Source organism: Cupriavidus sp. 22TCCZM04-2 (assembly GCF_057798895.1).
The window spans coordinates 71,168-94,715 of record NZ_JBYOJS010000010.1 but is presented as its reverse complement, the minus strand read 5'-3'; the positions used below and the strand labels follow the sequence as shown (position 1 = coordinate 94,715).

Annotated in this window: 20 protein-coding genes; 4 read left to right on the top strand and 16 right to left on the bottom strand. The window is 63.8% G+C overall.

From position 1 onward, the window contains the following. Window positions 1-57 precede the first annotated feature (57 nt). On the top strand, window positions 58-2,358 hold the full coding sequence (locus AC3FKG_RS16420) for a spermine/spermidine synthase domain-containing protein (protein WP_483710656.1): 2,301 nt from the start codon (window positions 58-60) through the stop codon (window positions 2,356-2,358). 101 nt (window positions 2,359-2,459) lie between these two features. Here the strand turns inward: AC3FKG_RS16420 and AC3FKG_RS16415 are convergent, their stop codons facing one another. From AC3FKG_RS16415 to AC3FKG_RS16360, 12 genes are all read right to left on the bottom strand, one after another. After that, entirely contained in the window at window positions 2,460-3,245 is a 786-nt protein-coding gene (locus tag AC3FKG_RS16415) for a metallophosphoesterase family protein (protein ID WP_483710657.1), read from the bottom strand. A 219-nt stretch (window positions 3,246-3,464) separates the two neighbouring features. Beyond that, entirely contained in the window at window positions 3,465-4,436 is a 972-nt protein-coding gene (locus tag AC3FKG_RS16410) for a type II secretion system F family protein (protein ID WP_488743563.1), read from the bottom strand. 83 nt (window positions 4,437-4,519) lie between these two features. Then, the gene (locus AC3FKG_RS16405; protein ID WP_488743562.1) at window positions 4,520-5,497 is read right to left on the bottom strand and encodes a type II secretion system F family protein; all 978 of its coding nucleotides are present in this window, start codon (window positions 5,495-5,497) and stop codon (window positions 4,520-4,522) included. Between the two features lie 45 nt (window positions 5,498-5,542). Next, complete coding sequence (locus tag AC3FKG_RS16400) at window positions 5,543-6,922, bottom strand: TadA family conjugal transfer-associated ATPase (protein ID WP_483710660.1); 1,380 nt, start codon at window positions 6,920-6,922, stop codon at window positions 5,543-5,545. 49 nt (window positions 6,923-6,971) lie between these two features. Then, window positions 6,972-8,165, bottom strand: a complete 1,194-nt coding sequence (locus AC3FKG_RS16395) for a CpaE/TadZ family protein (protein WP_483710661.1) — start codon at window positions 8,163-8,165, stop codon at window positions 6,972-6,974. Between the two features lie 63 nt (window positions 8,166-8,228). Continuing rightward, the gene (locus AC3FKG_RS16390) at window positions 8,229-8,576 is read right to left on the bottom strand and encodes a hypothetical protein (RefSeq protein ID WP_483710662.1); all 348 of its coding nucleotides are present in this window, start codon (window positions 8,574-8,576) and stop codon (window positions 8,229-8,231) included. A 32-nt stretch (window positions 8,577-8,608) separates the two neighbouring features. Beyond that, complete coding sequence (locus AC3FKG_RS16385) at window positions 8,609-10,504, bottom strand: type II and III secretion system protein family protein (protein ID WP_488743561.1); 1,896 nt, start codon at window positions 10,502-10,504, stop codon at window positions 8,609-8,611. 65 nt (window positions 10,505-10,569) lie between these two features. Then, the gene (gene cpaB, locus AC3FKG_RS16380; RefSeq protein WP_483710664.1) at window positions 10,570-11,412 is read right to left on the bottom strand and encodes a Flp pilus assembly protein CpaB; all 843 of its coding nucleotides are present in this window, start codon (window positions 11,410-11,412) and stop codon (window positions 10,570-10,572) included. A gap of 39 nt (window positions 11,413-11,451) precedes the next feature. Beyond that, complete coding sequence (locus AC3FKG_RS16375) at window positions 11,452-12,870, bottom strand: DUF8689 domain-containing protein (RefSeq protein WP_483710665.1); 1,419 nt, start codon at window positions 12,868-12,870, stop codon at window positions 11,452-11,454. A gap of 75 nt (window positions 12,871-12,945) precedes the next feature. Then, window positions 12,946-13,479 (bottom strand): A24 family peptidase, encoded by a 534-nt coding sequence (locus AC3FKG_RS16370; RefSeq protein ID WP_483710666.1) that lies wholly within the window; start codon window positions 13,477-13,479, stop codon window positions 12,946-12,948. A 52-nt stretch (window positions 13,480-13,531) separates the two neighbouring features. Next, window positions 13,532-13,705, bottom strand: a complete 174-nt coding sequence (locus AC3FKG_RS16365; protein ID WP_483710667.1) for a Flp family type IVb pilin — start codon at window positions 13,703-13,705, stop codon at window positions 13,532-13,534. A 91-nt stretch (window positions 13,706-13,796) separates the two neighbouring features. Further along, window positions 13,797-13,982, bottom strand: a complete 186-nt coding sequence (locus AC3FKG_RS16360; protein WP_483710668.1) for a Flp family type IVb pilin — start codon at window positions 13,980-13,982, stop codon at window positions 13,797-13,799. A gap of 1,175 nt (window positions 13,983-15,157) precedes the next feature. Here AC3FKG_RS16360 and AC3FKG_RS16355 point away from each other — a divergent pair. Continuing rightward, window positions 15,158-16,393, top strand: a complete 1,236-nt coding sequence (locus AC3FKG_RS16355) for a glycosyltransferase family 87 protein (RefSeq protein WP_483710669.1) — start codon at window positions 15,158-15,160, stop codon at window positions 16,391-16,393. Window positions 16,394-16,600: 207 nt separating this feature from the next. Further along, on the top strand, window positions 16,601-17,614 hold the full coding sequence (locus tag AC3FKG_RS16350) for a glycosyltransferase family 2 protein (RefSeq protein ID WP_488743560.1): 1,014 nt from the start codon (window positions 16,601-16,603) through the stop codon (window positions 17,612-17,614). A 176-nt stretch (window positions 17,615-17,790) separates the two neighbouring features. On the opposite strand, the gene AC3FKG_RS16345 is transcribed toward AC3FKG_RS16350, so the two are convergent. Together AC3FKG_RS16345 and AC3FKG_RS16340 are read right to left on the bottom strand one after the other, a co-directional pair. After that, window positions 17,791-18,192 carry a GtrA family protein gene (locus AC3FKG_RS16345; RefSeq protein WP_488743559.1) on the bottom strand — a complete coding sequence of 134 codons (402 nt, stop codon included), beginning with the start codon at window positions 18,190-18,192 and terminating at the stop codon, window positions 17,791-17,793. A gap of 28 nt (window positions 18,193-18,220) precedes the next feature. Next, window positions 18,221-19,597, bottom strand: a complete 1,377-nt coding sequence (locus AC3FKG_RS16340; RefSeq protein WP_483710672.1) for a sigma-54 dependent transcriptional regulator — start codon at window positions 19,595-19,597, stop codon at window positions 18,221-18,223. A 1,278-nt stretch (window positions 19,598-20,875) separates the two neighbouring features. Here AC3FKG_RS16340 and AC3FKG_RS16335 point away from each other — a divergent pair. Then, window positions 20,876-22,129: an MFS transporter gene (locus AC3FKG_RS16335; RefSeq protein ID WP_488743558.1), complete on the top strand. Its 1,254-nt coding sequence runs from the start codon at window positions 20,876-20,878 to the stop codon at window positions 22,127-22,129. 6 nt (window positions 22,130-22,135) lie between these two features. Here AC3FKG_RS16335 and AC3FKG_RS16330 read toward each other — a convergent pair whose 3' ends face one another. Further along, window positions 22,136-22,810, bottom strand: coding sequence for a methyltransferase family protein (locus AC3FKG_RS16330; RefSeq protein ID WP_488743557.1), 675 nt, complete (start codon window positions 22,808-22,810; stop codon window positions 22,136-22,138). A gap of 233 nt (window positions 22,811-23,043) precedes the next feature. After that, window positions 23,044-23,547, bottom strand: a complete 504-nt coding sequence (locus tag AC3FKG_RS16325) for a TPM domain-containing protein (protein WP_483710675.1) — start codon at window positions 23,545-23,547, stop codon at window positions 23,044-23,046. Window position 23,548 lies beyond the last annotated feature (1 nt).

Genomic DNA, 23,548 nt, shown 5'->3' with positions numbered 1-23,548 from the left:
GTATTCGAATCGCTAACGCGCTACAGAGAAGAGGAATGATGGGCCAGAGGGGAATCCATGGAAACGAGAAACCCGATCGCAAACGCATTGCCGACGGAAATACGGGTTCGAGATGACGGAAGAATCCCGACGGATGCCACTGCGCTGCGTTGGAAGCACACCATCTGCGTTCTGTTTTTCTTTTCCGGATTCCCGGCGCTCATTTACCAGCTGATATGGCAACGGGCGCTGTTTCGGATTCTCGGCGTCAATATCGAGTCGGTGACCATCGTCGTCACCGCCTTCATGCTGGGACTTGGCCTGGGCAGTCTCGCGGGAGGGTTGCTGTCGAAGCGACGCGGCCTTGCCCTGCTTCCGTTGCTGGCTGCGATCGAACTTCTTACCGGAACCTTCGGCCTCGTTTCGCTTGATGTATTTGATCGGGTTGGCACACTAGCGCTGGGTCTGCCCTTAAGCGCGACAGCGGCAGTGGCGCTGGCGCTGGTGCTGGCGCCGACGTTGCTCATGGGCGCAACGCTGCCGGTGCTGGTTGGACACCTGGCTCGACGCTCAGGGAACGTGGGCGGCTCCGTTGGTTTGCTGTACTACGTCAATACATTGGGGGCTGGTGTTGCTTGCCTGATCTGTACCGTGTTGCTGTTCCCCTTTCTCGGCATGCAGGCCGCGGTGTACGTGGCGGTTGCGATCAACGCAGCCGTAGCAGTGGTGGCGTTGGTCGCGCATTGGCGCGACCGTGGTAGGGGCGATACAGGCGCGGCACCATCGCAGGTGTTTTCGTCGACCACGACACCAGCACTGCGCTTTGGCGCGGTGGTGGCCCTGGCTTGTGCTGGCGGGGCAATCTCGCTCTCGTATGAGATCTTTTTCTTCCGCACAGTGTCTTATGCTTCCGGGAGCGGGGCCTCGGCTTTCTCGGCTACTTTGGCAGCATTCTTGATCGGCATCGCCTCGGGATCGCGCCAGGCGGGGGAGTGGTGCGCCGGGGCGCTGGAACACGGAATGCGGCAGTTGTCAGGTTCGCTGCTAAAGGCCAATCTGGTGGGCTTGCTGTTTCTGCCATTGCTGGCGCATTTCCCCCTGCCCGGTGGCGCGGAGCTTGGCGTCTCGCTGCTGGTGGTGTTCGTGGTGGCTCGCAATTGGGGGGCGCTGCTACCTTGCCTGGCCCATTGGGGCGTGTCCCCCGACGGCCATGCCGGTATGCGCATTGCTCTACTCTATCTTGCCAACATCGCCGGCTCGGCCACGGGCAGCGTCCTTACCGGCTTTGTCCTGATGGAGCATCTCGGACTAGTCAGCATTTCCATGGTGTTGGTTGGGGCTGGTGTCGCATGCTTGTTGTTGTTGCACGCGTGGCTGCCACTACCACCGCAGGTGAAGCGCTGGCATGCCGGCTGTGCCGGCGCCATGGGCGTGTTGACCGTAGTGGCACTCCCGGCGCTCAGTATCGGCGTACTGGAATCGCTGTTATGGAAAGGTTCACCCGAAGCCAAGGGGCCCTTCGCTCATGTGATCGAAAACCGCAGTGGCATCATCACGGTTGATCGGGAGGGTACTGTGTATGGCGGCGGTATGTATGACGGCCGTTTCAACGTCGATCTGCGGCATGACACAAATGGCATTCTGCGTCCCTATGCGCTGAACCTGTTCCATCGCCACCCGCGCGACGTGCTGATGATCGGACTGTCATCGGGTTCGTGGGCACAGGTGATTGCCAACAATCCGGAAGTCCGATCGCTCACGATCGTGGAGATCAACCCCGGCTACGTGGAATTGGTGGCGGGGGCGGCGGAAGTTGCGTCTGTACTGAGCAATCCCAAGGTGACACTCGTTACTGATGACGGACGCCGCTGGTTGCGCATGAACCGCGACCGGCGTTTTGACGCCATCGTCTCTAATACAACTTGGCATTTCCGGGCCAATGCCACCAATCTTCTGTCTGCCGAGTTCCTTCAACTGGCCGATGCCCATTTAAATCCAGGGGGGATCCTTTACTACAACACGACCGATTCGGAGCGGGTTCAGCGCACGGCTTGCCTGTCATTCCCCTACGGGGCGCGTTTCAGCAATCATATGGTTGTGTCGCGTGCACCTCTGGCCTGGGACTTCGAACACTTCCGCCGGACTCTGGAAGCCTATCGCGTCAATGGCCGGCCGGTCCTCGATGCGGGTAGGGCCCAGGACCGCCTCGTCGCAGATGCCTTGATGGCCGAGTGGGAATCCTCGCTGCACCGTGCCAGCTCTCGTCGCGAGGATGCCATGGAATCCTGTCCGCGCATCCTGGCTCGCACTGTCGGTATGAGCCAGGTTACCGACGACAATATGGGTACGGAATGGCGCCACCTGATGCGTCTCGAATGAGCGGTGCATCGGCGGCGATGCGTCATCGGCCGACGAAAGGAAGGATAAGCGCGGCGGACCCCGCTTCCCTTGGTACGGGCGCAAGGCAATCCGCGCTTGCATTAAATCTCGACCACGCAGCACCAGTCAAACTGGGCGTTTTCGAGCTCGCCAGTGCGGCGGCTGACATAGCCGCGAGGGTTGCATACCACGCGCGACGAGTCGATCCAATAGTCGAAGCTGGTATGCGTATGGCCGTGGATCCAGAGATCGGCCTGCGCTACCAGATCAGGCCGTCGCGACAGGAAGCCACTGGATACCAGGTCGTGCGAGTAGCGCGGATCGAGGCTGCCGAGGTCGGGGCCGTGGTGTGTGACCACCACGGTCTTGCCATCGAAGGGCAACGCCAGTTCCCTGGCGAGCCACACAGAGGCGACCTCGTGGCGCGCCAGCGCGTCTTCCGGCGAGAAGTGACGAAGGTGGCCGTCGTCACCATTTAGCTCGATCAGACGGTGGTCCAGCATCACGGCAGAACAGGCCTGCATCGATGCCTCGCGCCTGTCGGCGCCGAACAGGCAATAGTCTGTCCACCAGGTCGTGCCCAGGACGCGTACGCGTCCACTGGCGCTGCTGAACTCCGCCACCGCGCCGTTGAGGAGGTGCACACCGGGATGCGCGGCAGCCGCGTCCGCCATGATCCGGTCCACCGCGTCGACGTTGCCTTCGTAATACTCATGGTTCCCCGGCACGTAGATCACCGGCTGACCGAAGGTTCGAGTTGCCCAATCGATGCCTTCGCGGCCATTGGCGATATCGCCGGCCAGTATCACGATATCTGCTTCGCAGTCCGGCACGGATTGCGGCATGGAGTGCTCGATATGCAGGTCGCTCAGGATACGTAGTTTCATGGGAACTCCGGGCGAATTCATTCGGATGGTGCGTCGTGCAACGGACGGTTGAATTCTTCAGAAGGCTGGCGATCCGGTCAAGTCCCGTGGATCGGAGCGGTGCCGCAGAGAGCTCTCGCAGAAGGCGAAAAAGCCCGGAGCCAGGCCCGGGCAAAGACCGTCTTGCCGGCGTTGCACCGGGAGACAGCCGGGGGAACCGTTTCCGGCTATCCGGATACGCTATCCCTGGCCGGCCATGGTCGGCAACAGGACGCGATAGATCTGGATGAATGCCGGGCCCAGCAGTACCAGCAGCAGTGACGGGAAGATCGTAAAAATCAGCGGGAACAACAGCTTCAGCGCAATCTTGGCTGCCTGTTCTTCTGCCCGCAAGCGGCGCTTGGTGCGCAACATGTCGGACAGCACGCGCAGCGAGTCGCCCAGGCTGGTACCGAAGCGGTCGGCCTGAATCAGCATGGATGCAAACTTGTCAACATCTTCCACACCGGTGCGTAACGAAAGGTTGGAAAGCGCCTTCTCCTTGGAGAAGCCGGAGCGCAGCTCCAGCAGCATCAGTTGCAGTTCGTCGGCAAGGACCGGGCAGCGCAGGGCCAGTTCATCGGCCACGCGCATCAGCGCCGCGTCGAGGCCGAGGCCCGCTTCCACGCATACCGTCAGAAGGTCGATGACGTCGGGGAATTCTTCGAAAACCGCTCGTTGGCGTTCGGACACTTTGTGCGACAGCACGGTGTTCGGCAGGTAATAGCCGATGGTGGCAAGCAGCGTCAGCAACGCGAGCATGGTGTGTTGCTGCTGTAGCGCCGGATGATTGCTGACTGCGATCAGGCCGACCATGGGCAGGGCGATTGCCAGTACTGTCTTGGCGGTGAAGTACAGCGGCGCGGCGCTTGCGCCACGCCACCCGGCGTTCATGAAACGCACCCTCAATTGCGAACCTTCCCATCCTTCCTTGGGCAGCGACAGTCGCGAGACCGGCTGCGCCCATTGCACGAGCTTGTCGATCAGGGCCTGCTGCCTTCCGGCACCAGTGGATACCTGCCCTGCCTGGCCCGCGAGTTGCTCGGCGCGGCCGCGCATGCGGTTGGGCGAGAACGCATAGAGCACGCCAAACACCGTGCCAAATGCCGCCACGAAGATCAACCCAAGCACGACCAGCTGATCGGACTGAAACCCCTGAATGATGCCTTGCATGATGGACTCCCCGTCAGGCTACCTGCCCGTAATCGCGAGCACTATGTTGTTCGAGCGCTGCCTGCGTTGCGATCTTGGTGATGTCATACCCGGATGCGGATGATCTTGCGCATCCACAAGACGCCGAGCACCATCATTACCAGTGCGCCGCCGACCATCTTCAGGCCAATCGGATCTTCCCACAGCACTTTCATGAAGTCGGGGTTGACCACCATGACCATCCCACCGGTGGCAAAGGGCAGCAGACCCAGCACCCAGGCAGACATGCGCCCTTCCGCAGACAGCACCCGGATCTTCGCGAACAGCTTCAGGCGTTCGCGCACCATGTTGCCGATGGTGTCGAGGATCTCGGCCAGGTTGCCCCCGCTTTCGCGCTGGATCAGGACCGCAATGACGAAGTAGCGCAAGTCGGCTACGGGTACCCGTATTGCCAAGTTGGTCATGGCTTCGTCAAGCGCAACACCGTAGTTGATTTCCTCGAAAGTGGTGCGGAACTCCGGGCCGATTGGCGCCTTCATTTCCTGGCCGACCATGCCGAGCGCGCCACTGAACGCGTGCCCGGCGCGCAATGCACGGGCGATCATGTCGACGGCATCGGGCAACTGCGCTTCCATCTGGATGATCCGCTTGGCCCGCTGGCGCGACACGTGGAGGACCGGAAGGACCGCGGCGATCGCGGCGGCGACCAGCATCAGCGGTGTGGGCACCGGCGATACCGGAATCAGCGCGACGGTGCACAGAGCCACCGTCGCGCAGTAGCCCATCAACTGGGCCACTGACCAGGAGCTGCCCGACTGCTCGAGCCAGCGGTCGAGCGCGCCAACACGGGGCATGCTCATCAACAGTTTCTGCATGCGCGGCGACCCGGCGAGCAGCCGCTTCTTGAGGATCGACAGCTGCTCGGAGCCGACCTGGCCCCCGGCGGACAGCGCCCGCAGCCGTGCCTCGATGCGCTTGGCCGCCGCACCATGCGTGCTGTTCCACCAGATGAAGACGCCCTCGACGCAGAGCACCACGGCCACGAACAGCAAAATGCCAAAGGCATAGAAGATCATGCTCATGAGTGTCTCCGCGTAGCGTTATCGTTGCGATAGTCGGTGTCTGCCTCAGACCTCATGGCGCTTGGCCGGATCGTAGGTTTCGTCGGGCAATCCGACGCCGAACACACGCAGGCGTTCGGCGAACTTCGGGTACACCCCCGTCGCGCGGAAATGACCGCGCACGGTGCCGTCCTTGTCGACGCCGGTACGCTGGAATGTGAAGATCTCCTGCATGTTGATGATGTCGCCTTCCATGCCGGTGATTTCGGAGATGCTGATGATCTTGCGCCGGCCATCGGTCATGCGCGCGGCCTGGACGATGACCGTGATCGCCGAGGCGATCTGCTGCCGCATGGCCTTGGCCGGCATGGTCAGGCCGGCCATGCTGACCATGTTCTCCAGGCGGGTCAGGGCATCGCGCGGCGTGTTGGCGTGGATGGTGGTCAGCGATCCCTCGTGGCCGGTGTTCATGGCGTTGAGCATGTCCAGTGCCTCGCCGCCGCGCACTTCGCCCAGGATGATGCGGTCCGGGCGCATCCGCAGCGCGTTGCGCACCAGCGCACGTTGCGTGATCTCGCCCTTGCCCTCGATGTTGGGCGGGCGCGTTTCCAACCGCAGGACGTGGGGCTGGCGCAGCTGCAGTTCGGCCGCGTCCTCGATGGTGATCACGCGTTCGTCCTCGGGGATAAAGCCGGACAGGATATTCAGCAGCGTGGTCTTGCCGCTGCCGGTGCCGCCCGATACCAGCACGTTGATCTTGGCCTTGGACAGCGCCTGCAGCAGCTGCGCCATCGGCGGCGTCAGGCTGCGCAGTTCCACGAGGTCCGAAACCTGGAGCGGGTTGACGGAGAAGCGGCGAATCGACAGCAGGGGGCCGTCGATGGCGGACGGCGGAATGATGGCGTTGACGCGCGAACCGTCCGGCAGGCGTGCATCCACCATCGGGCTGGTTTCGTCGATGCGGCGGCCCACGCGCGAGACGATCTTCTCGATGACCTTCATCAGGTGCGCATCGTCATAGAAGACGACGTCGGTCAGTTCGAGCTTGCCGCGTCGTTCCACATAGGTCTGGCGTCCAGTGTTGACCAGGATGTCGGACACCGTGGGATCCTTTAGCAGGGGCTCAAGCGGACCGAAGCCAAACATCTCGTCGTAGATCTCGACCGTCAGTTGACGTCGTTCGTTGTCATTGAGCAGGACCCGTTGCTCGTCGATGATCAGGTTCACTAGTGTGGCGACTTCCTGTCTCACCTGTTCCTGCGGATAGCGCGCCAGGCGCTCGAGTTCGATGCGGTCCAGCACGGTTTCGTGCACTTCGCGCTTGAGGGCGTGGTATCCCGGAGACGTAGCCATGCCGGCAGGCGTGGCCGTCGCGAACTGGATCGCGGCGTGGCCATTGGTCGTGAATGCGGGGCCGGCACCGGCAAGCTGTTCGCGGATCGACATGATGGGCTCCTTCATTGGAATTGGGTTTGGCGCGGCCAGGCGGCAATCGTCAGGTACTCTTGGTGCGCAACATCAGGCGACGCAGTGGCGAAATGGATTCGGCTTTGCTATGGCGGCCGTTCTCGGGCGGGGCGGCAAGTTGTGCGGCCATGGCCTGTAACGCCCGGGCGATTGCACTGCGCCGGCTCAGCTTGCCAACCGGTTCGCCGTGGCTCACGGCTTCATCCACGGCTGACGGATCATCGGGCAGGGTCACCGTCACCTTCATCCCCAGGATCTCTTCCATGGTTGTGCGCGGCACCTCGTTCTTGCGGCCCGTGCGGTTAAGTACAACCTGGATCTTCCCCGCCGGGTAGTGCAGCGCGTGCAGGATGTCGAGCAGTCGGCGGCTTGGCCGGCCGCACGCGACTGCCGGCTCCGTCACCACGTAGATGCGTTCGCTCAGGTCCAGCATGCTGATCGACAACGGATCGATGCTCTGGCCCATATCGAAGATGATGAAGTCATAGTTCGGCTGCGCGACGGACAGGATCCACTCCAGCTTGTCCTTCTGGATCTTCGTGGCCTTGACCGGGTCCGTGGCTCCCGCGAGCAGGTCGAAGCCACTTTCCACGTGCACCACGCAGGCGTCGAGGAAGGCTGCATCCAGGCGGTCGACCTGGTCGCAGACGTCCGGGAGCGTAGACGGCGGTGTCTTGTCAGTGACGATGTGGGTCAGGTCCCCGAAGTGCCGGTTGAGGTCGACCACCAGTACGCGCTTGCCATGTTGCCTGGCAATCGTATCGCCAAGGTTGGTAGTGACGAAGCTTGTGCCCACGCCGCCCTTGCAGGCGATCAGCGAGATGACCTGGGCGGCTTCCTGCGCGCGCGGTACATGGGTAGCTTCAACCCGCCTCAAGGCCTCGGCCAGTTGCGCCTTGTCCAACGGCCACGACAGCACATCGCGGATGCCGGCGCGCATCGCCTTGATCAATACGTCGGGGCTGGGCGCCTGCGTTACCAGGATGCAGGGCAGATCGGCGTGTTGCTGGCGCAGCGCTTCGATCGACAGCATTTGCGCCGGGCCCAGCTCCGGCACCTCGACGATCAGCATGTCCGCCATGCGCAGCCGACTGGCATGGAGCGGGAAGCGGGCCAGGCCTTCCTGAAGCGACATGGCCCGGAAGTTCCCGACGGCGGCACAGAGCCGGCTGATCTCGGCCAGCCGTTCGGCGTTCTCGGAGGCGATCAGGATCTTCAGCATGGTGTCCTCGCAAGTCTCTCTTTTGGTTTCCCGGATCCGGCGTGATGGTGTGCCTGGGCATGCTCAGCGCGAGCTGCTGCCGCCGCCGCCCATGCCTATGCCGCCGTAGCCGCCGGAGCCGAAGTCGATGCCGAAGCCTCCGGTGCTGCCGCCGGTCGGCTGCATGCGGATCAGCGAGCGGTCAAAGTTGCGCATCGCAGCCACGGCGGTTTTGCCGTCGGTGCCGGTGACAGTCGGCAGGCCGGCCGGCGCGTCGGGGTTGATGATCTGCATCTGGTTGACCGTGGCGAGTGCCACGCCCCGCTGGCCATCCCACACCGGCGTGGTTGTCATGCAGGCCGACAGTCCGAGGCAGGACAGGGCGCCCGCCACCAGGGCGGCGCTGCGCGGAAGCTTCGAGATCTTGCTCATGTTTGCTCTCCTGTTTGCTGTGGCGCGGCGGCTCAGTTGCTGCCCGACGTGGTGCCGTTGGCCGTGCCCGTGGTCCGGGCCTGCGCCAGGCGCGCGGCGGTGGCTTCGATGCGGGCGATACGCGAGGCCGAGTCCTCCGGCGGCGCTATCGCCGCCACGCTGCGCGCTGTTGCAGCGGGCGCCTTGGGCGCGGCGGCCACCGGCTGCGGGGCCGTTGGGGCCGGTGCGGGCGGCGTCGCCGGGGACGGAGCTGACGCCGTGGAGGGCTGTTCCAGCGGCCGGCCATTCGGCGTGGCCGAGATCGACGTGGCCGGATTGGCTTCGCTGCGCGGCGCCGACGGCGCGGTGGCGGGCGCTGCTGCCGGAGCCGGAGCGGCTGGTTGCGACGGGGCCGGCGCCGGCGGCGCATTGCGGTGGCCTTCCATATTGCCCATGAAGTACAGCGAGAACGGGTCAGGCGTGGTGAAGCTGTCGGTCGGCAGCGGGTAGTTGTTGGTCGCCATCGGCTTGACCAGGCGCGGCGTGATGATGAACACCAGCTCGGTCAGATCCTGCTGGTACTGCGTGCTGCGGAACAGCGTGCCCAGCACCGGCACTTCGCCGGCACCCGGCAGCGCCTTGAGCGAGCCGCGCGCGCTGTCCTGCAGCAGGCCGCCGATGGCGAAGCTTTCGCCATCACGCATCTGCACGGTGGTGGAGGCACGGCGGGTCGTGATGAGCGGCAAGACAGTCTGACCCGCCAGGCTGCTGCCACTGACGGTGGCGCCGGTCGGTGACAGCTCGGACACTTCCGGTGCCACCTTCAGGTGGATGCGGCCATTGGCGAGCACCGTGGGGGTGAATTTCAGGCCCACGCCGAACTCTTCTTCCTGCAGCGTGACGGTGCCGGCACCGTTCAGCACGTTGGCCTGCGCCACCGGGATGTAGATCTTCCCGCCGGCGAGGAAGCTGGCTTCCTGGCCGCTGATGGTGACCAGGTTCGGCTCTGCCAAGATCTTCACCAGGCTGTCGTTCTTCTGCGCGTCAATGGCAAACTGGAAAGGCTTGTTGTTGGCCTTGCTGCCGAAGATCGCCGCCGAGGCGCCGGTCAGCAGCGACGTCACCAGGCCGCCGGTCCAGGAGCCGAAGCCGCCTTGCAGGTTCACCGATGAGCCGAGCTGGTTCAGCAGCGTCTTCGAGACCTCCGCCACCTTCACTTCGAGCATCACCTGTTGCGGCGTATCGACGGACAGCATGTTCAGCACGCCGCCCTTCTTGCTGGCGTCGCCACCACCGCCAGCCTGCGCGGCGTTGGCATAGGCCTGTGCGATGTCCATGGCCTGCAGTGCGGCCTGCGAATTGGTGACGCTGCCGGTCAGCACCAGGTTATCTGCAGCCGTCATGACCTTGATGCCGGGTTCGCCGGGCAGGAGCTGGCCGAGCGATGTCTGCAAACCGCCGGCATCGGCGTTGACCACGACGTTGATGATGCTGCAGCCGCCGCTACGGCCCTGCACGATCATGTTGGTGGTTCCAACCGCGCGCCCCAGTACATAGAGCGTTTGTGCCGATACCATCGTGGCCTGCACTACGTTCGGGTTGCCCAGCGTGCGATTTTTTACCGGTTCCTGCAGCGTGATCAGCTGCGACTTGCCGACCGGAACGATCACGCTCGACTCAGCCCGGACCGAGCCGGTGCAATTCGGGCCACGCGCGTCCGCGGCCGGCACCGGCGCAGCGGCGCCGGCGGTCGCAGCGCCGGCAGGCGCCATGCTGATGGTCATCTGCATCGGCGCCTGGACCCCCTTCGACGCCGAAGGCGCGGTGGCACGGGTCAGGTTGCCGGCCTCGACGGCGGTTTGCGCCGCCGCGGCCAGCGGTGTGCTGAGGATGGCAGCCAGCACCAGGATGCGGGTGCCGCCGGCGGCTTCGGATCGTTTCTGGTTCATTTTGAATCTCCCCCCGGAGAGGCTGTGTGACAGCACAAAATTCATCGATGCCGTGCGGTACGAGTTCAGAAGCACTCGACGCCGCCCTGGATGCCTGAGAGCACGCCAACACAGTTGCCTGTGTGCGGCTGTGCCGCCACCGTGCGGGTCTTGACCACGGTGCGCGTTTGCGTCTGCGTGACCACCTTGACCTGCGGCGCTTCAGGCGCCTTGCCCAGCAGCGTGCCCTTGGTCGCGCCACCGGTATTGATGTCGGCGACGTCCATCTGGTTGCGCAGCACCAGCGACAGGGTGCCCACGCTGCGCGCCACGTCCAGCTTCTCGGCCTGGTCGGGAGTGACTTCCAGCGTCACCGCATTGACCACCTTCGGCTGGGTATCGTCGCGGCTGACCTGCTGTGCCACGGCCAGCACCAGGATCTTCTCGAGCACGATCTTCGAGATGCTGCTGTTCTGCGTGGTCTTGGCTTCCTCGTTGGTATTGACGATCACGTCGACGTAGTTGCCTGGCAGCGCGAAGCCCGCCACGCCGACCACGTCGTTGACGCGCACCGTGATGGCACGCTTGCCGTCGTTGATCACGGCGGACAGGCCGCCCTTGGTGCCTACGGGTGCCAGCTTGGCATCGAGAACAGGTTCGCCGCGCTGCAGGCTGGTCCGCACCACGCGGCCTTCGAGCAACTTCAGGTCTTCAAACGCGCCTGGCGGCACGCTGGCGGTGGGCCAGCTGACCAGGCGCAACTGGCTGCCGTTCAGTGGCTGCCCCAGGTTCAGGTCATTGGCGGCCACTACCACTTGTTTGACCGAACTGGACGATTGCTCCATCAGCCATCGCGACGCCGACACCACAGCCGCCACGCCGGCGAGCAGGGCAATCAGCAGCATCAGGATTGCGCGTGTGTTTTTCATGATGACTCTCCCCTGGAAGTTCCGTGTGAGCTGGTACGTTCAGCTTGCCGCGCGCTGGTCGATGGACCAGTGATGATGCGTACTGGCCGATGGCATGCCTTCGGCCGAGCTCCGCAATCCGTAATAGGCTTGCCATGCGGCGAGCAGTCCCTCCTGGGTTACCTGTGGCGCATGGCCGTGATAGCGCACCCCCGAAGCCACCAGCCGCAGCAGATCGCGCGGCAGGCAGGCCATCAGCGGCGTGTCGCTTTCGTAGTGCAGGCTGTCGACCAGGAATTCAAAGACGGCTTCGGCGCTGGTCAGTCCGAAGTCCGCGGCCGTACGCTGGTACACCTCGCGGTAGTCATCGAGCGACAGCGGCCCGACGTAGAGCTTGCTGCCGAGGCGGCGCAGGAAGGCCTCGTCGCCGAGCGCCGAGGGCTCGAGGTTGGTCGAGAACACCGGCCAGACGTCGAAGGGCACCGAGAAGCGCACGCCGGTCTGAAGCGTGAACATGTCGACCGAGCGGTCCAGCGGCACAATCCAGCGGTTGAGCAGGTCATCGACTCCAACCAGCTGCCGGCCCAGGTCATCGACAATGTAGATACCGTTGTTGGCCTTCATGTGAGGCGGCGCCTGGTAGAAGCCGGCGGTGCGGTCGTAGCGCAGGTCCAGCATGGCCAGCGTGAGTTCGCCGCCGGACAACACTACCGGGCGGTGGCACAGGACCCAGCGGCGGTCCAGCGAGCGGCGTGCCATCGATGCCTCGCTGTCAATGAATGGCACATGCACCAGGGGGTCGAACACCTGAATGATTTCCCCGGCCACGGTGATCGCGTGCGGCACCGGCACCGCTCCCGGCAGCAGCATGCCCAGGCGCTGCGCCAGGTAGGTCTTGCCGCTGCCAGCTGGGCCGTAGATCATCAGCGCCCGGCAGGTATTCAGCGCCATGCCGATCGCGTCGAGCAAGTGGACCGGGATCACGAGATCATGAAATGCCGCCGTGACGTCGGCCTTGGTGACGGAGCCATGGCTGACCGAGTGGTGCTTTACGGCTTCGATGTAAGCATCCAGGCTGACCGGTGCCGGACCGTTGTAGCTGCAGCGCGCGGACGCCTCGGCGGCGCGCGTGTAGCCGGCATCGGTAAGGCGGAAGCGAACGTCGAGGTCGCTGGCGCCGCGGTGCGCAATTTCCAGCAAGCGCTCGCGTACCGCGACAGTGGCGATTTCGTTGACCACCGCTGCAGGAAGCTTCAGTGAATCCGTCAAAACTGCCAAGGTAACCGTACGGTGCAGGTACGCCGCTTTCATTAACAGGCCGAGCAGCTGGGCGATCTCAAGGCCGGTATCCGCGATGGTGCGCGGCAGCACATGCCAGGGAGGCAGCGGTACCGAGCTGTGGTCGCCGCCGGTGCTCTTTCCAGCCGGGACGGGCTCCAGGTGTCGAGGTGCGTGTCCCACGTCGTGATGCTCGTTCATTGCCGCCCCCTGTTTGCGGATCTGCGTGTTCTCATCGAGGCACCCGACACTGCAGGCGCGGTTGTGTTGGCTGTTTCACGTACCGAAAAAAAGAATGGCCAGGGTGCCACCGGCGATGGCGACACCATAAGGTATGGAAGCAGCGGATGATTTGCCCTCGGCGTTAGCCAGCCCGACGCGGCGTTGAATGGCCGCATTCAGCAGCATGTTGCCGACGTTCGAGAACGTCGCGCGCGTTTGTCCGGTGACGAGAAGCACTGCCAGTGCCCAGACTCCGCCGATCAGCCAGGTTGCAATGGCGATCGACGGCACCATGCTTGCACCGAGCCAGGCACCGACGGCTGCCATCAGCTTGACGTCGCCAGCAGCCATGCCTCGCAGCAGGTAAAAAGGCAGGAAGATGATCAGGCCAGCGATCCACCCCCACAGCCACGCCAGCGAGCCCGCGGTGATTCCGTGGATGGCAACCTGCATTGGCAAGGCCGCAATCCATGACCCGAGGGTCAGCCAGTTCGGAATGCGACGCCGGTCCAGGTCAATGGCCGCTGCGATCGACACGATGACGATGGTGGCGGGGCCAATGGAGGCGGCGACGGTGGCGGTTGGCATGGCGCTAGGGACTGGTAGTTTGGGCGGCAGTAGATTCATTGACCAGGATGCATCACGGCATCTTGGCGGCGATGGATTCATACAAAGTCTTGACGGCATCCCCGACCGAGGAGACGGAGGCGACAATGGCGACCGCGATAAGCATGCCGAGCAACGCGTACTCAATGGACGTGACACCCGCGTCATCGTGCAAGAGATCCGCGGTCAGGTTGAGGAGCTTTTGCATTTCGCGTTCCCGGTGATGGAGCTGTTGTGCTGAGCGTTGTGCTGGCCGCATGGCTGATCGGTGTTGGCCAGCCATGCGGGCTCCCCAGGTATTAGCCGTTAGCGCTAGTGAGACTGCTGCCGATCTTGGAGAACGTGCTGTTCAACTGCGTGCCGACGATAGCGACCGACGCGATGATGACGACGGCAATCAGGGCAGCAATCAGGCCATATTCGATGGCAGTCACGCCCTCTTCGTCGCGGATGAATTGCTTGAACATGGTGGTCAGGGTTTGCATGACAATCTCCTTTTTTCAGGAACAAGAACTCGGTACTGCAGGACCGCAGAACTAAGGTCAGGGAACGCTCGCAACGTGGATCAATCCCTGGCGGTGTGGTAGCACGGCGGCGCGCAGATGGCGCACGCATGAAATGGCCAGCGGCCGGCGCCGCTTTGCATACCCTGCGGGGTGCGCGCCTGCAGCCGGCGTTGTGCCGAGGCATGCATGCAACGCGCCGAGTGCTGCGCATGGCTCGGGCAGACCAGTGCCATGCAGCGGAACGGCACACCGCCGCCGCTGAGGGAGCCGTCAGCGTGGCTGGCGTTCCGATGTCGCAAACCGGGTCGGCGGGTGACAGGCATGGCAGATATTCCCCGTGTGTTTTTTGGTGCCGGCCAGCTGCGCCGACATTGCGGCAATCCTGCTGACTGCAAGTGCCGCACGGCTTGGCATAGGCAAATGGCGGGCCAGGCGGTACGAAACTGTTGTCCCACAAGGGTTTGCGGAGACCCAGGTGTCATCCGACCGGCCTCGTCGGCGTGGAGGACGGATTCCGGGCCGTACTTCGTTGCCGGCTGGAAACGCGCGCCGCACAGGCTAATTTGGATGAGGGAACCGATGGATTAGGGCGTGGCATGGGTCGCTGCCCGCAACCGTGGGGGGGGCGGCGCGTTGCATTCAGCCAAAAGCATGAGGAAGCCAGTGAGCCGGGCAAAACGCATCCGGCAGGGGGAGGACAATATCTGCCTTCACGACGCGGCACTGCCGCATGGGGCCGCCTAATGGATGAGGCGCCAGTGCGCCAGGGCCCGCGTTTCTCGATAGAAACAACATGCCCGCGCAGCAGCGTCCGCGCTGTGGCAAACGCGTAGTCAGAGTCGTCGTCAACCTATTGTGAGTACTGGGGCTTTCGGCAACCGGGGCCGCATGATTCAACAAAGAAACGTTGCTGGCGGAAGCGCTTCGAACAATGAGCGCGCGCGCCTTCTAGACGCATCGGTTGGCTTGCACTTCCGCGAACGCGCGACAACACTGAGCCATCAGGAGCGGGCCGAGGGCAGGGGTGTCGAATGAGGTCAGCCAAGCGTCGACGAAGCTTGTCGGCAGGTGCAGGGCACACGGCGGCTGGTGCGGGTTAGGCTGGGGCTGGCCGGTCGCGTCGGTCGTGAATGAGAGTCGTGGGAGCCAACGAAATGGCCTTTGAACACTTAGCAGGCAGCAAGCCATGGTTCCCCGCGGCCGACGAGCACTGGCTCGATGCGGAGCGCATGCGGTTGTATTCGTGCGCGGCGCTGATCTGTTACGCAGTGTTTTTTGGCATCTGGATGTATCGTGCCTGGATACTGAACATCGCTGGACTTTTCCCGCCGGGCGCAGATTTCGTCGTCTTCTGGAGTGCGGCGAGCGTTGCGCTCGAGCATGGTGCGGCCGCTCCGTACAGCCTTGACCTGCTCCAGGCTAAAGAGATTGCAACTGTGCCTGAGGTGCTGGCGGGCGGCGGCGCACTGCCGTGGCTGTATCCGCCTACATTCCTGCTGCCCCTCCTGCCACTCGGTTTGCTGCCTTACGGGGCCGCTGCCTTTCTGTTCCTGTTGGGTGGTGCGAGCTGGTATGGGTGGGCAATGTCCCGGACACTGCCGTGGCGCGGCGCGTGGATTGCGGCACTTGGCTTCCCGGGGGTTGCCGTAGGCATTGCGACAGGGCAGAACGCGCTCTGGCTTGCCGGCACCGCTGGCCTGGCGCTGACACTCCTGCGCCAACGCCCGGTGGTGGCCGGTGTGTTGCTCGGGCTTGTTACGGTCAAGCCGCACATTGCAATCATGTTTCCGCTTGCATTGCTCTGTGCCGGTCAGTGGCGCGCGTTGCTGGGGATGGCAGCAAGCGCAACGGCACTGGCGGTGCTGTCGCTGGCCTGCTTCGGTGTCGAGCCGTTCCTGGCATTCCTGAGCGCAACAGGGGTTGCGCGCGCGGCAGTCGAGAACGGTACCGCACCGCTCATCCGGATGCCGACGATGTTTGCAGCCGCCAAGTTGCTGTTCGGAGGCATCCTGTTGCCTTATGTCGTGCATGCGATATGCGCCTGCGCAGCCGTGGCCGCCGTGATCTACGCATGGTCGCGTCCATGCAGCTTCGCGCTTCGCGCCGCGGTGCTGTCGACTGCAATGCTGCTGGTCCCCCCCTACCTGTACGACTACGACCTGGCTTTCCTGGGAATTGCCATGGCGTGGTCGGGTATTCATGCCAATCGTTGCGGATGGCTGACTGGCCAACGTGAACTGCTGGTAGTGCTGTGGCTACTGCCCTTGTACGGGCTGCTGGTGGGCGATTGGATCGGCATCCAGTTGATGCCGATCGGGCTGATCGTAACGCTGGCGCTGGGCGTTTGGCGCATCCGGCTGGAGCGCATGGGCCGGACATCGGCTGACTGATGTGGGGCGATGCGCGCCAGTGCGCTGAAGATTGATCAGCGGCCCTGGGAATTCGGCGGCTGTGCCATCGGTGCACGGAGGCTGTCTGGCCTTGTGATGGTCACCATTCATAGGCTTCGCTATCAGGCCTGAATTGCTTAATACGGAAGTGCATAAGATGAATTGGCTACGGCGTGGTAACACTCACGCCGCCTCGGGGAGAGAATCATGTCGGGTCCATACGATTTCAGATTGCTTTCACTCGTTGTCCCTTGCTACAACGAGTCGTCAAGCATCGCGGGGTTCTTCGATTGCGTCATCCCGATCCTCGAATCCATCGACCGCATCCGCTTCGAGATCGTACTCGTGAACGATGGCAGTTCGGACGACACACTGGACCAGATGCTGGCCTACGCGCATTGCGACGAACGGGTGCGCGTAGTCGACCTGACGCGCAATTTCGGTAAGGAAGCCGCATTGACTGCGGGGCTCGATGAAGCCCTGGGCGATGCCGTGATCCCCATGGACGTGGACCTGCAGGATCCACCCTCGCTGATCCCGGAGCTTGTCGCGCGCTGGCGCGAGGGCGCGGAAGTCGTGCTGGCGCAGCGGAGCAGCCGCGAGTGTGATTCCTGGCTCAAGCGCGTGACGGCGGCCAGCTATTACCGCATCCATAACCGGTTGTCCGACCTGAAGCTGCCCGTGAACGTTGGGGACTTCCGCTTAATGGACCGTGTGGTGATCAACGCGCTCAAGCAGCTGCCGGAGCGGCATCGCTTTATGAAGGGCTTGTTTGCGTGGGTGGGCTATAAGACAGCGATCGTGAGCTACGAGCGTGAGCCGCGCAGCGCGGGCCGCTCGAAGTTCTCCGGCTGGCGCTTGTGGAACCTCGCGCTCGAGGGCATTACCAGCTTCAGCACGCTGCCGCTGCGCAGCTGGACGTATATCGGCCTGCTGATCGCCCTCAGCGCCTTTGTCTACGGCACCTTCATCGTGGCGCGGACACTGATCTTCGGGGTCGTTGTTCCCGGCTATGCGTCCCTGCTTTCCGTGGTGCTGTTTCTCGGCGGCATCCAGCTGATCGGACTTGGCGTGGTCGGCGAGTATATCGGCCGCATCTACGATGAAGCCAAGGGGCGGCCAATCTACCTGGTGAGGCGTCGGTATCAGGAGACTCGTCCGAAACGCTGGGCGCAGGGCGATAGCCGCGTAATTCGGCTGACATCGGCGAAGGGGGGATAGTGCCCTGGCGTTTCAAGAGATGGGCGAGATGGCCGCGGAGGACTTGGAAGCGCTCATATGCGGCTGCAGGCTGATGCCGACACCAGCTGGCTGCCAGCAGAAGTAGAAGGACCACTGGCGTCCGCTGGCCCAGCGCCCGGGAGTTTCACTGCAAGGAAGGACTGGAGCGGCGTGTTTCAGCGATACGTCCACGACCGGTGCAGCACATACGTGACCGGTGGCACGACGGACAGGATGCAGGCAAGGCCTACCCAGTAGTCCACACCGAGGATGTCGGCGGCCTTCGAGATGCCCAGTGTCAGCAGAAGTCCGAGCAAAGATACCAGGAGAAATCGCAGATAGCTGTCGCGCCCTGGTGTACTGCCAAAGCTCCATAGCGTGTTGAGCAGATACGAGCCGACATTGGCGATGATGAACGCTATGCCGTTGGCGCCGACCTGCGACGCATCGAACAGATAGATCAGGAACGTGGCCACGGCCACGTGGATGCCTGTTGCGATGATGCCGGACACGCCAAACCGGAACAGCCTGACAAGCGTGTGGCTGCCAGGCAGGCGTTCTCGGATAGCAGGCAGCATGGCTGTACCCTGGAGTGTTGGCAGGACCCTACCCCTGCACGCAAACCAGCCCCAGATCCCCCTTCCTCACCTGCAGCTTGTAATCCCGCATCAGCCTGAACAACGTCACCCGCGAAATCCCCAGCTCTGCCGCGACATCGATCAGCCGCTCATGGTTGCGCTGCAGCGCCTCCACGATCGCGCTCTGCTCGGCGGCCTCGCGGATCGCTGCCAGCGTCAGCGGCCGTTCTTCGGCGGGCGCCGCCAGCTCCAGGTCTTCCGGCTGTATCACTCCGTCCTCGCACATCGCCGCCGCATGCCGAATCCGGTTGATCAACTCGCGCACATTGCCAGGCCAGTTGTGCAGCTGGATCGCGCGAAGCGCCGTCGGCGAGAAGCCCCTGATGTGGTTCGGCGACTGCTTGCGCACGCCGGCGAGCATATGTTCGGCAAGCAGCATGAGGTCGCTGCCACGCTCGCGCAACGGTGGCTGGCGTACGCGCAGCACGCACAGGCGGTGGTACAGGTCGCCGCGGAACCGTTCGGCCGCGATCGCCGCTTCCAGGTCGACGTGTGTCGCTGAGATGATGCGTACGTCCACCTCGATGGATTCGGTGCCGCCCAGGCGCTCGATCTTGCCGGTTTCCAGGAAGCGCAGCAGGCTGGTCTGGCTTTCCAGGGGCATGTCGCCGATTTCGTCCAGGAACAGCGTGCCGCCCTGGGCCATCTCGATGCGGCCGAACTTGCGCCTGGCCGCGCCCGTGAACGCGCCGCGCTCGTAGCCGAACAGTTCCGACATGAGCAGCGTGGGCGGGATGGCGGCGCAGTTGACGGCGACAAAGGGCTTTTGCGCGCGGTCGCTGGCACGGTGGATCGCCTGCGCGGCGAGTTCCTTGCCGGTGCCCGATTCGCCCGAGATCAGTACTGGCGTGTCCCAGAGCGACACTTTCTCGATGCCGCGGAACAGTGCCTGCATGGCCTGGCAATTACCGATCATGCCGTCCGGCCGCGCGCTGCTTGCACCCGCGCGCTGCGCGGCGGGGCGCATCTGCGCGATGCCTTGCGCGTGGCCGAGCGAATGCGCCAGATGCGCCAGCTCGAACGGGGCGGTGTAGTAGTCGACAAAGTAAAGCCCAAGCAGGCGGCGCGCCGCATCGCTCAGCGCGTCGCGGCTCGCGACGATGCCAATCCAGCTCAGCAGCGGATGCGATAGCCAGGGCTCGAAGGACTCCAGCTCGGCGTCGCTGAACCCGCTGTGGAGATCGAGCAGCGCGGCACAGGCCTGTGGATTGTGCGAAAGCGCGTCGAGATCATGCAGGCTCGACGCAAAGCTGATCTTCCAGCCGCGTTGCGACAGAGCCCGGCACAGTGTGGCGTCGTGATGCTGCGACAAGTAGAGCAGCGGACGGTTGGCGTAAGCGCTCATACGATTTCCCCGGATCTTTTTATTGACGAAACCGCTGCCAGCAATTGCCGGACACCGGATTCGGTGGCCCTCAGGCCCGCTCCGGCCGCGTCGATGCCGCGTCGGCCAGGCGTCTTTCCCGAATTCTGTTTTTTGCCAGGCCTGCCATGCAGGCCTGGCTACACCCCTTGTGATGCCGGCGCACCGGCATCCCGCTCTGTTCGCGGTCCCCATCGCCGCCATGGTCATCCATGACTGGCTTTGACTGTCCAGGTTGCACGGGCCGCCCGCGCTGGCGCGACCCGTGGTTTCCTGAAAGACCTCACCTGTACTTCCCGGCTCAGACCACAACGGTATGCGTCGGTGCGAGCCGTTCCCTTCCGCGCGGCCCTGCGCTTACAGCACCAGCCCGAATCCCGCCCTGGGAAGCGGGGTCGTTCTGAAACTGATCTCCGTCGAACGTTTGCCAGTGTGTTGGCGCTTCGGTTTCAGACTTCCCCAATTCCAGGCTTCATGTTCGCGAGGACATATTCGCGACGAATGTGCCAGAGCCGGTTAAACGCATGAAATCAAAGGGGAAATTCTGGTTCTCCGAAAATTGCCCGGGCGTGGGAAAGTCAAAATGTTCCATTTTTGTTACTGCTCGGGTCGTCGCGTGCGGCTGGGCGTGGCGCACAAACGGTGCAAACGACACTCATACTCATCCACTTGTGGATGAAGGGGCATTTCCAGTCGGTCGGTCCCTCCGGACGTGGGGAGCGCTGTTGGAAACGCCTGAGGGCCACGACACTGAGTCGGCACGCGAAAGAGACCTCCGAATGGTTGCGCGTGTGTAACAGGTAACCGAGGCGATTACACGTAAGCGCACTTCACTGACCGGGTTATCCCCAGGCGCAATCGGCGTTGTGGCTTCTTTTGATCTTGTCGCCGTGCGCGTGGCGGCGCGATGACACGCCTTTGCACGAGTCGGCGGATGAGGCCACCAACTGCCATCCACCACATCTCATCTCTATGGATGGGATGGGTAGAAATTGCACGGTAGTTGGCATGACCGCGCAAATCGGTTGCATCCGTGAAACTCTGACCGCCGAAGAGTGTCGGCGCCGGGGCTTGCCACGGTAATGGTGCCTTTTGACCGAACGCTGATCCGCTGTGGTTCGTTGCATCAAACGAAATTGATTTGTATTGCCAACATTGGGCATCAAAACAATTTCAAGAGTGATACGTCGTGGCTTTGGCAGGCGTAGCGGAGTCCGCCGCCACTCCTGGCGCACCTGTTGCACAATCCAGCCCATGACGATGACCGCTCCTCCCAACCTCTCCTCTGCGTCCCCGCACGCAAAGCGTGCTTCCGATCCCCGCTGGCGCGTGCTGGCCGTGTTTTCGCTGGGCTTCCTGGTGTCCTATGTGTTCCGTGGCGTCAACCTTGGGTTTGCGCCGCACCTGACACGCGAGTTGGGCCTCAGTGCCGGCGACCTGGGACTGCTGACGAGTTTCTATTTCCTTGGCTTCGCCTGTGCGCAACTGCCGGCGGGCATCCTGCTGGACCGTTATGGCCCGCGCCGCACCGAGGCTGCGATGTTGCTCGTGGCGGTTGCCGGCTCGCTGGTGTTCGCGCTGGCGCCTGGCATGGCGGGCCTCGCTGCCGGCCGGATGCTGATCGGCGTCGGCGTGTCGGTTTGTCTGGGCGCGGCAATCCAGGCGCTGTCGATGTGGTTTCCCTTGTCGCGCATGCCGCTGCTCAATGGCGTGGTGATGGCCATCGGCGGCCTCGGTGCCGTGCTGGTGGGCACGCCGCTGGCGTGGCTGCTTTCGGTGGCGGACTGGCGCATGGTCAGTGCCGGGCTGGCGGGCGTGACGCTCGCGATGGCGGGGCTGCTGTGGTTCGGCGTTCCGGACACGCCGCGCGCCGGCAAGGAAAGCCTGCGCGAGCAGTTGCGCGGTACGCGCCAGATCCTGGCCAGCGAGCGTTTCTGGCGCGTGGTGCCGCTGACGTTGCTGAACCAGGGCGTATTCCTGGCGGTACAGACCTTGTGGGTGGGCGCTTTCCTGCGGGACGTCGGGGGCTTCGGGCCGGCCGCCAGCGCGCGGCTGGTGTCGGTGATCGGCATTGCCATGATGGTGGGCTGCGTCGGCTCGGGGTGGGCCGCGCGACACCTCGAGCGGGCGGGCATCAGCCTGTATGCCTTTGCCGGGGCGGGCATGACGGCGTTTATCGTGGTCCAGGTGCTGCTGCTGGCGCAGGTGCCACTGCCACCGGCGCTGCTGTGGGCGGCTTACGGGGTGTTCGGCTCGAGCGGTATCCTGACCTACGCCGTGCTGGCGCGCAGCTTTCCCGATGCGCTGATCGGCCGCGCCACCACGGCGCTCACGTTGACGGTGTTCCTCGCCACCTTTGCCTGCCAGGTGGGCGTGGGCTTCGTGCTCGATCTGTGGCCGGCGGTCGGCGGCTGCTATCCCATGCAGGCGCATAGGGTGGCGTGGAGCGGGCTGGTGGTGCTGCAGGCACTTGCGGCGGCGTGGTACGCCATGGGGGCGCGGCGTTCCCGTTGATCCAGCTCAGTAGATTCCCGGGATGACCCGGAACCGCACTTTCTCGCGATACAGGCGGTATTCGGGGTCGTCCGACAACAGCGCTTCCTCGCGGCTGATCCGCATGACCTGCAGCGTGTACAGGCCCGCATAGACCAGCAAGTTCTGCAGCCCGAAGTTGGTGAACAGAAAACCCATGTCGGCGACGAAATAGCTCAGGTAAATCGGATGGCGCATGAAGCGGTAAGCGCCGTTCGACACGATTCCCCGATTCGCTGGCAGGATGCCGAACGACAAACGCAGCGAAAGCTTTGCGTAGATCTGCCAGGCAATCCCCGCGGCCAGCAGGGCCGCGCCAAATGCTTCCGGCACAAGGTGCGCGCCGGGCGCCAGTTCGATGGCAAGGAAATAGTAGGTGCCGCCCAGCGAGCAGAGCACGGTGACCGGATTCCAGTCGCGCTTCTTCGGAACGCGCGCAAACAGGCTCAGGCCGAGCGTCAGGCAGTTCGCCAGCACGAGCAAAAGCAGGGTGATGCGCGATGGCGCTGTGAGCCAGTGCCGAATGGCGCCATACGCGAAGCCGCCAAGGAGCAGCGCCGTAGTGGTCCTCAGCGCGCACTCCAATACCAGCTCGCGGAAGTTGATCTTTGGCGCGACGCACGCTTGACCCGCTTGACCCGCTTGTACCAGGCTTTCCGACATGTTTCCCCCGTTCGCGCGGAAGTCAGGCGCTCCGCCTTTTTCACTGCAATCCCGTTGTGCAATCAGCTTAGTTGGCGCACGCCTGGCGCCATATCGGGCATAGGGATGTTTCGCGCGTGAACAGGTGCCGCGTTACACGATTGACTCGCGAGCGCAGGCGTGCCGAATCCGTCTTGGAACGTCGCGGCCAGGAATGGCATGCGCGAGATGCCGGCCTCTGCGTTCGGGCCGGTCTAGAGAACAAGCGGCCGGTCGTCCAGCTCGTTCGGGTTGCGGCCACCATCGGAGGGGAAGTGCGCCGCCAGCAGGTCATGAATGCTCGCCACGGCTGCCAGCACCGGACGCACGGACAGGTCCCGGGCCAGCCCCTGCGCCAGTTCATCGCAAAGCGCGCGCCACGTGTCGGCACCCACGCTGGCATCGATGCCCCGGTCGGCCAGCAACTCCACCGCATGATCCGCCAGGTTGATGTAGAGCAGCACCCCCGTGTGCTCTTCCGTATTCCACACCTCCAGCGCACCGAACAGGGCACGCGCCCGCGCTCGCGCCGTGGTGCCGCCCCAGGCATGGCCCAGTGGCAGGCTGGATTCGATGACCACGCGGATCTCTCCGCGGTGGCGCGCTTCGCCGGCGTGCACGGCGTCGTGCAGTTGCTGCTGCGCCGGTGCCGGGAAATAACGGCGGGCGGTGCCGGCGGTGGTGCCGAGGTGGCGCAGCGCGCGTCGCAGCGATGCCATG